At 65.3% G+C, this 7110-nt stretch carries 7 protein-coding genes; all 7 read left to right on the top strand.

Annotated features, from left to right (window positions below):
* Positions 1-978, top strand: a 978-nt coding sequence (locus H7K34_RS26865; RefSeq protein WP_372510680.1) for a PE/PPE C-terminal domain-containing protein, incomplete at its 5' end; no start/stop codon positions are given.
* The gene (locus H7K34_RS04650; RefSeq protein WP_108923381.1) at positions 966-1265 is read left to right on the top strand and encodes a PE family protein; all 300 of its coding nucleotides are present in this window, start codon (positions 966-968) and stop codon (positions 1263-1265) included. The genes H7K34_RS26865 and H7K34_RS04650, both read left to right, overlap by 13 nt.
* A 334-nt stretch (positions 1266-1599) precedes the next feature.
* Complete coding sequence (locus tag H7K34_RS04645) at positions 1600-1893, top strand: WXG100 family type VII secretion target (RefSeq protein ID WP_264060567.1); 294 nt, start codon at positions 1600-1602, stop codon at positions 1891-1893.
* Positions 1894-2046: 153 nt separating this feature from the next.
* Positions 2047-2349, top strand: coding sequence for a WXG100 family type VII secretion target (locus H7K34_RS04635; RefSeq protein WP_276059288.1), 303 nt, complete (start codon positions 2047-2049; stop codon positions 2347-2349).
* A gap of 197 nt (positions 2350-2546) precedes the next feature.
* Positions 2547-3449 (top strand): ESX secretion-associated protein EspG, encoded by a 903-nt coding sequence (locus tag H7K34_RS04625; protein WP_264060426.1) that lies wholly within the window; start codon positions 2547-2549, stop codon positions 3447-3449.
* A gap of 257 nt (positions 3450-3706) precedes the next feature.
* Positions 3707-5218: a type VII secretion integral membrane protein EccD gene (gene eccD / locus H7K34_RS04620; protein WP_264060424.1), complete on the top strand. Its 1512-nt coding sequence runs from the start codon at positions 3707-3709 to the stop codon at positions 5216-5218.
* On the top strand, positions 5196-7094 hold the full coding sequence (locus H7K34_RS04615; protein ID WP_264060423.1) for a S8 family serine peptidase: 1899 nt from the start codon (positions 5196-5198) through the stop codon (positions 7092-7094). Before eccD ends, H7K34_RS04615 begins: the two co-directional genes overlap by 23 nt.
* The last annotated feature ends 16 nt before the right edge of the window (positions 7095-7110 follow it).

Here is a 7110-nt window from a genome sequence, read left to right as displayed (position 1 = left end):
GAGGGTCTGCCGTACTTCAGCGTGGGTATGGGTAACAGCGGTGTGCAGATCGCCAAAAGTACCGGGCAACTCGGGGGTGCGGTGGCCAGTGCGGCTTCTGCTGCGCCGAAGGGCCTGGCCGGTTTGGGCGGAATGCTGGGCGGCGGCCACGCGGCGNCGGTGGCAGCCGGTCTGGGCAACGCCGCTTCGGTCGGCCGGCTCTCGGTGCCGGCCGTTTGGTCCGGTGCGGCACCGGCGATCAGCCACGCCGCAGCCGTGCCCGTCAGCGCCATCAGCGCGGTCCCCGAAGCCGCCGGCTCGGGCAACCTGCTCGGCGGTATGCCACTGGCCGGCATGGGCGGCTCCCAGGGCTTCGGCGCCTCGGGTCCCCGCTACGGCTTCAAACCCACCGTCNTCAGCGCGGTCCCCGAAGCCGCCGGCTCGGGCAACCTGCTCGGCGGTATGCCACTGGCCGGCATGGGCGGCTCCCAGGGCTTCGGCGCCTCGGGTCCCCGCTACGGCTTCAAACCCACCGTCCCACCGTCATGGCCCGACCCCCCTTCGCCGGCTAACCACCCCCGATCATCTGCACAGCACCCGAGCGGCGGCACTGTCTTCGCCCTGTCGAGCGGCTTGCTGGCCTGTAATCGCTGGCCAGCAAGCGCGGCGACGTTGGTCACATCGCTGGGACCCGGGCAACTTATCGACGGCGAGATTTTTACCGGCCAGCTACCGCCCCAACCCCCTGGCACCGCGCCTGCCAGCAGGCTTTCGATAACCACGGAGGTCAGACTTTGTCAGTACTATGATTTCGCTGCTCAGAGCCCCCAAAAGAGCCAAAACGCTGTTACTGTGTCGTTACTAAAAGTGAATTCGCCGTACCGTTCCGTGAACAATTGCGAACGGGCGGTCTTCGGAACAGGCTTTACGGAACACGGTCATCTACTCTCAGGCAGAGAGTTTGGGGATTATGGAGGAGGAACAATATGTCGTTCGTGACGACACAGCCGGAGGCTTTGGCCGCGGCAGCCGGAACCCTGACGGGAATCGGATCTGCTCTTAGCGCCCAAAACGCGGCTGCGGCGGCCCCGACGACCGGGGTGGTACCGGCCGCTGCCGACGAGGTCTCGGCGCTCACCGCAGCTCAGTTCGCTGCGCACGCGCACATGTACCAGGCCGTCAGCGCTCAGGCTACGGCGATTCACGAGCAGTTCGTGAACACGTTGTCGACCAGCTCCGGCTCGTACGCCGCGACTGAGGCCGCCAACGCCGCCGCCGCCGGCTAACCGGTTGGGTCATTTAAAGCTAGGGACGTCCCACACCGAAGTGGGCTCAACGCCAGTCACTCGGTGATCGGGCTAGCCGTCTGGAGCGGCTAGACGGTCCGGTGGGGGCGGATTATGGGGAGGCAAACATCCTTAGGTATCCGGTCCGGCAGTCGCGTCAGCACTCGCAACTGGCCTGACCATCACTGTCCATCAGAACAAAAACTCGAGTAGCAAGTAATTGAAGGAGAAAGGCAACATGGCAACACGTTTTATGACCGACCCGCACGCGATGCGTGCGATGGCCGGCCGCTTTGAGATGCACGCGCAGACGGTGTCGGATGAGGCTCGCAAGATGTGGTCGTCTATGACCGACCCGCACGCGATGCGTGCGATGGCCGGCCGCTTTGAGATGCACGCGCAGACGGTGTCGGATGAGGCTCGCAAGATGTGGTCGTCGTCGATGAACATCGCCGGCGCGGGCTGGAGNGGTCAGGCTCAGGCCACTTCTTACGACACCATGGGTCAGATGAACCAGGCGTTCACCAACATTGTCAACATGCTGCACGGCGTGCGTGANGGCTTGATCCGTGACGCCAACAACTACGAGACGCAAGAGCAGGCCTCGCAGCAGGCCCTCGGCCACTAGCCGTAATCGCTACGGCTGCGNAACCTTCAGACTTTAGGAGAAAACGCTATGAGCATTAACTACCAGTTCGGAGATGTGGACGCCCACGGCGCCCTGATCCGCGCGCAGGCTGCTTCGCTGGAAGCCGAGCACCAGGCCATCGTTCGCGATGTGCTGGCCGCCGGTGACTTTTGGGGTGGCGCCGGCCAGTTCGGAGATGTGGACGCCCACGGCGCCCTGATCCGCGCGCAGGCTGCTTCGCTGGAAGCCGAGCACCAGGCCATCGTTCGCGATGTGCTGGCCGCCGGTGACTTTTGGGGTGGCGCCGGTTCGGTGTCTTGCCAGGAGTTCATCACCCAGTTGGGTCGTAACTTCCAGGTGATCTACGAGCAGGCCAACCAGCACGGCCAGAAGGTGCAGTCCGCGGGCAACAACATGGCCAGCACCGACAGCGCCGTCCACCCAGTTGGGTCGTAACTTCCAGGTGATCTACGAGCAGGCCAACCAGCACGGCCAGAAGGTGCAGTCCGCGGGCAACAACATGGCCAGCACCGACAGCGCCGTCGGGTCCAGCTGGGCCTGACGCCCAAGACTTCAGGCGCGGCAGCACACCGGCAGTTCGGTGTGCTGCCGCGTCCTGCGGTTACCGTGCACTACGACCTTCTGAGGTACTGATGGACCAGCAGACCACCCGCACCGACATCACCGTGAACGTCGACGGCTTCTGGATGCTCCAGGCGTTACTGGACATTCGACACGTCGCTCCGGAGCTGCGGTGCCAGCCCTACGTATCTACCGACAGCAGTGACTGGCTGAACGAACACCCCGGCATGGCGGTGATGCGTGAGCAGGGCATTGTCGTCGGCGACGAGGTCAATGAAGAAGTTGCGGCGCGGATGCGGGTGCTCTCCGCGCCAGACCTGGAAGTCATCGCGCTGCTGTCGCGGGGCAAGCTCCTTTACGGCGTCGTCGATGACGAAAGCCAGCCCCCGGGTTCGCGGGATATCCCCGACAATGAGTTCCGGGTGGTGCTGGCCCGACGCGGTCAGCATTGGGTATCAGCGGTTCGGGTCGGCGCCGACATCACCGTCGACGATGTCGCCGTCGCGGACAGCGCGTCGATCGCGGCGCTCGTGCTCGATGGTCTCGAGTCGATCCACCACGCAGAGCCCGCGGCCATCAACGCGGTGAACGTGCCGCTCGACGACATGTTGGAAGCCACCAAGTCGTGGCAAGAGTCCGGCTTCAACGTGTTCTCCGGCGGAGACTTGCGACGGATGGGCATCAGCGCCGCAACGGTAGCCGCACTGGGACAGGCACTTTCGGACCCGGCCGCAGAGGTTGCTGTGTACGCGCGCCAGTACCGGGACGACGCGAAGGGCCCCAGCGCGTCGGTGCTTTCGCTAAAAGATGGCTCCGGTGGCCGGATTGCGCTTTACCAACAGGCACGGACGGCGGGTTCGGGGGAGGCCTGGTTGGCGATCTGTCCGGCGACCCCGCAGTTGGTGCAAGTCGGCGTCAAGACGGTGCTGGACACATTGCCTTATGGCGAGTGGAAGACCCACAGCAGGGTGTAACGAGAGTTCCAAACGTTAAGGCTTGTAAAGGTTTTGAACTCGGCGTGCGGCTAGGCCACGAAGGCGTCATACTTCTCTAATAAACAGTAAAAAATGAAACTAAGTGTCACCGGAATCATCTATCGCGAGGCAGGGTAAATGAAATTCGAAAACGTCGGACTGCCACTTTCCGGCGCTCCGGAGACTAGATCGACCGAGCCCTCCACGCGACTGACGACCCGGAATGACATATTCACCATGACAGGGGGTGCGGCCCGATGACTGCGGTAGCTGACGCGCCACAGGCTGATCTTGAGGGAATTTCACAGCCGCGGGCAGTCGTAGTTGGCATCATGGCCGGCGAGGGTGTCCAGATTGGCGTTCTGTTGGACGCCAACGCCCCGGTGTCGGTGATGACTGACCCGCTACTGAAGGTGGTCAACAGCCGGCTGCGTGAGCTCGGCGAGACTCCGCTGGAGGCGACGGGTCGCGGTAAGTGGGCGTTGTGCCTGGTCGACGGGTCGCCGTTGCGGGCTACCCAATCGCTGACCGAGCAGGACGTCCTCGACGGTGACCGCTTGTGGATCCGGTTCGTTGCCGATACCGAAAAGCGTTCGCAGGTGGTCGAGCACATTTCCACCGCGGTGTCGCAGAACCTCAGCAAGCGCTTCGCCGCGATCGACCCCGTTGTCGCAGTGCAGGTCGGCGCCTCGATGGTGGCCGCCGGTGTGGTTGTCGCATCGGTGTTGCTGGGCTGGTGGCGCTGGCATCACAACTCGTGGCTGACAACGATCTACGCGGCGGTCATCGCCACGATCGTGCTGGGCATTTCGACGATGCTGCTGATGCGTGCTCAAACGCAGGCCGATCGGCGCGTCGCCGATCTGATGCTGGTGAGCAGCCTTGCGCCGTTGGCGATGGCCGCGGCCGGGGCCCCGCCCGGCGGTGTCGGGTCACCCCAAGCGGTGCTGGGCTTCGGTGTCCTCACCATTTCCTCGATACTTGCCCTTCGATTCACTGGACGCAGGTTAGCCCTGTACACCGCGCTGATCACTGTCGGTTCGGTGGCGACGATTGCGGCCCTGGCGCGGATGGTCGCGTTGACCAGCGCGGTGACGATGCTGACGACCGTCGTACTGGTCTGCGTGATGGGTTACCAGTGCGCGCCGGCCATGTCGCGTCGCCTGTCCGGCATCCGGTTGCCGGTCTTCCCGTCGGCCACCAGCCGCTGGGTGTTTGAGGCCCGGCCCGATCTGCCCACCACCGTGGTGCGCGGTGCCGGCGGCCCGCCGGTGCTGGAAGGCCCCGCTTCGGTGCGCGACGTGCTGTTGCAGGCCGAACGTGCCCGGTCGTTCCTATCGGGCCTGCTGGTCGGTTTCGGCGTGTTGATGGTGGTCTCGTTGGCGGGACTGTCGGATCCGCACACCGGGCAACGTTGGCTGCCGCTGCTGCTGGCCGGCTTCAGCGCTGGGTTCCTGATGCTTCGCGGCCGCTCCTACGTGGATCGCTTGCAAGCGATCACGTTGGCCGGCACGTCCGTGTTGATCGTCGGGACGGTAGTGGTGCGGTACGCGCTCGAGTTGCAGTCGCCACTCTCGGTGTCTGTCTGCGTGGGAATCTTGGTGCTGCTACCGGCGGCGGGCCTGGTGTCCGCGGCGGTCGTGCCGAACAGCATCTACAGCCCGCTGTTCCGCAAGTTTGTGGAATGGATTGAGTACGTCTGCCTGATGCCCATCTTCCCGCTGGCATTGTGGTTGATGAATGTCTATGCAGCGATCAGGTACCGGTAACGGCAAGGTGTGGCGTAATCGCGCATCCCGTGCGGCTATCGCCGCACTCTTGCTGACGTCGGGTTCACTAGCCGGCTTACCGCCCGCCTACGCGATATCGCCGCCGACGATCGATCCGGCGGCGGTACCGCCGGACGGTCCGCCGGGGCCACCGGCACCGATGAAGCAGAACTCGTACTGCACCGAAGTCGGGGTGCTGCCGGGCACCGATTTCAAGCTGCAGCCGAAGTACATGGAAATGCTGAATCTGCAGGAGGCATGGCAGTTCGGCCGCGGCGCCGGGATCAAGGTCGCCGTCATCGACACCGGTGTGAGTCCGCACCCCAGGTTTGCTCATCTGATTCCCGGCGGGGACTACATCATGGGCGGCGACGGGCTGTCCGACTGCGACGCCCACGGCACCATCGTGGCGTCGATGATCGGCGCGGCACCGGCGAACGGCGCGCCACCGCCACCGGTGGCCGGACCGCGCAAGCCGGTGACTATTCCCACCACCGAGCCACCGCCGAAAGCGCCGCCGCCCCAGACCGTGACCCTGTCACCGTTACCCCAGACCGTGACGATGGTTCCGGCCACGCCGCCATCCGAGGAAGGCCCGCCGCCGCCATGGGCACCGCAGCCACCACCGCCGCCGCCACCACCGGCCGCACCGGCGCCGGCGCCGGCATCACCGTCACAGGCTCCGCCGGCTCAAGGACCACCACCACCACCGCCACCCGCGCCGGCTGCGCCGCCGGCCCCCGGAGCCGCTAACCACGGCGGCGGCACCGTGACGATCCCGAGCTACTCCGGTGGCGCACAGACGGTACAGGTCGGCAATCCGTACCCGCTGGCGCCGACGCCGACACCCGCACCGCCTCCTGCATCACCGGCGCCGCCTGGGCGCACGGGGCCCGATGCCTACAGCGGCATTGCCCCCGACGTCGACATCATCGCGATTCGCCAGTCCAGCCAGGCCTTCGGCCTCAAGGACGCCTACACCGGCGATGAGGACCCGCAGACCTCGGCCAAGATCTCCGGCGTCGAGACGATGGCACGCGCAATCGTGCACGCCGCCAACATGGGCGCCTCGGTGATCAACATCTCCGACGTGACCTGCATGAGTGCACGCAACGTCATCGACCAGCGTGCACTGGGAGCGGCAGTCCGGTATGCGGCGGTCGACAGGAACGCCGTGATCGTGGCTGCGGCCGGCGACACCAGCAAGAAGGACTGCAAGCAGAACCCGATCTTCGATCCGTTGAAGCCCAAAGACCCGCGCGATTGGAACGCCGTCACCACGGTGGTGACGCCCTCCTGGTTCAGCGACTACGTCTTGACCGTCGGTGCGGTGGATTCGGAGGGGCACGCGCAGACCCAGGGCAGTCAAGGGCAGGGTCCGTCGAGCGTCGCCGGTCCGTGGGTCGGGATCGCCGCTCCCGGAAGCGACGTCATTGGGCTGTCGCCCCGCGACGACGGCCTGATCAACGCGATTGACGGGCCGGACAACTCGCTGCTGGTCCCCAGCGGCACCAGCTTCTCGGCCGCGATCGTGTCCGGGGTGGCGGCACTCGTCCGTGCCAAGTACCCACAGCTGTCCGCATACCAAGTGATCAACCGGCTGGAGCGCTCCGCACGGGCACCTGCCCGCGGCGTCGACAACCAGCTCGGTTACGGCGTCGTCGACCCGGTAGCAGCACTGACCTGGGACATTCCCGACGGGCCGCTGAAGCCGCCACAGCAACTGTCGATACCGTTGAACGTGCCCAAACCGCCCGCGCACCGCGACATGCTGCCGGTGTGGGTGGCGGCCGGGGGATTGACCGGGGCACTCCTGATAGGCGGTGCAGTATTTGGTATCGCGACGTTGATGAAGCGCCGCAAGCAGCAACAATAAGGGCGGAGCAGCAAAA

The organism is Mycobacterium montefiorense (genome assembly GCF_025823255.1).
Classification (GTDB): domain Bacteria; phylum Actinomycetota; class Actinomycetes; order Mycobacteriales; family Mycobacteriaceae; genus Mycobacterium; species Mycobacterium montefiorense.
This window is presented reverse-complemented; position numbering and strand designations above follow the sequence as displayed.